Raw genomic sequence first — 1,663 nt, 5'->3', positions numbered from 1 at the left:
GGCGCTGCCGGAACCGTGGCGGCTCGGTCGTTCTGGAGATCGGGGAGCAAAAACACGCAAGGGATTTTGAGGCGGCAAAAGAGCAATGCAGGATAGACAATCATGGTCAGAACGTTAACACGTAGCCCCTGATTGTCCGCCTGCCGCTGGCTCAATTTGAAAACATGGCCATGATTCGGCGCTGAATATCACCGTCTTTGTTGACCAGTGTTTTAGTGACAAATGCTGCATGGTTTTTCGTAGTGTTGTATCCCTTCCAGACTTCATGTGGATCGAGGGCATACGCACAAACCTTACCAGCAACGGGGATTCTAACTAATGCATTTTTTGATTCTAAGTAATTGAGCCAACGAATAATTGTGCTTCTGCTAACTCCAAGTTTTTCAGCTAGGAATTGCTGATCCGCAACGACAGCGCCACACGTAGGATCGATATGCTCCGCTAAAAATGAGTACAGCTTCAGTGCTGATATGCCTTGGCTATCCTTCAGCAGCTCTCGAACGCGTTCCCAACCTTTTGGGGATACCTGTGTAAACCTTGAATTCTTCTTTGCTTCTTCGAGATCCTCGGTGTTTTTCTTTGCCTCATCTGAAAGTTGTTTCAGTCGTTTTTCTGAATCAATAAACATGATTTTTTCCCTCTAAAAATCCCATGCACTAACGTTGGTTCAAATCTAAGCCATCATGACACATCTGTGCAACACCTTGTTGCGTGTTGTCGCATCCTGGATGCGACAACGTTGTGTCACCCTGGATGCGACAGGTAAACAAAAAACACACTAAAAAAACAACAACTTACAAATCGACGTAAAAGATCTATTCTAGGCAAGGGTGTTGCGCGCAACGCAACGCCCTTTGGGGGTGTCGGGGCGAAGCCCTGACCCAGTCACGTAGCGATAGCGGAGTGTATACTGGCTTACTCCTCTGCAAGCCTCGCCAGCCGTGATTTTTGCCAGATTTCGTGGTTTTCACGTTCAACAGCTCCTGCACGTTTTTTGCCGTCCGTTCACCGTTAACCCCCGCAGAAATCGGGACAGGATGTGCAAATGTAATACCGTCACCCGCGACGATATTCCGTTTGCCATCTGGTCAGGGCTTCGCCCCGACACCCCGTATCAGTGCGTACGTGCTCAATGTGGTTTCCAGTTCTCTTCCGCTTCCTCGCCCACTCGCTCACTAACGTTCGGTCGCTGGGGCTGCGGCGAGCGGTGCCACCTCTCGCATGTTGTCGGTGATTCCGCTGTTGTTCTTTCGGGGATGAGTCGTCAGATAGCCCTTCAAACGCGCTCAGAAGCTCTCAGACGCACGAGGCGGGGTTTAAATGCCCGTCAGGGCATGGAAGGCGCGAAAAACGCTTACAGAGCGTTTCAGGAGGTCAGGCGCGCCGATACCCCTAGCCAGGGGCTTTCAGGTCGCCAGGAACCGCGCCAGCCCCCTGCAAAGCCCATTTGCACGGTACAGGCAGTCACTCGGTTGGTAGGTGGTCGTAGACCGTCGGTGTTACAGCGATGGGGGTCTGGGGTTCTCCCCAGACGGTTTCCGGTTGCGCTCAAGGCGCTGCCGGAACCGTGGCGGCTCGGTCGTTCTGGAGATCGGGGAGCAAAAACACGCAAGGGATTTTGAGGCGGCAAAAGAGCAATGCAGGATAGACAATCATGGTCAGA

The 1,663-nt window shown here is 52.1% G+C and carries 1 protein-coding gene; it reads right to left on the bottom strand.

All coding sequences use genetic code 11. From position 1 onward, the window contains the following. Nucleotides 1-151: 151 nt before the first annotated feature. Nucleotides 152-628, bottom strand: coding sequence for a helix-turn-helix domain-containing protein (locus ACJHWT_RS25365; protein WP_000469298.1), 477 nt, complete (start codon nt 626-628; stop codon nt 152-154). Nucleotides 629-1,663 lie beyond the last annotated feature (1,035 nt).

This window comes from Escherichia sp. WS338 (genome assembly GCF_046486405.1).
In the GTDB taxonomy this organism is placed as follows: domain Bacteria; phylum Pseudomonadota; class Gammaproteobacteria; order Enterobacterales; family Enterobacteriaceae; genus Escherichia; species Escherichia coli.
The sequence above is the reverse complement of the archived record's forward strand: the minus strand, read 5'-3'. Positions and strand labels throughout refer to the sequence as shown.

Coding starts and splice junctions, on each gene's coding strand:
- ACJHWT_RS25365 (WP_000469298.1), bottom strand. CDS start 628: ATGTTTATTGATTCAGAAAAACGACTGAAACAACTTTCAGATGAGGCA.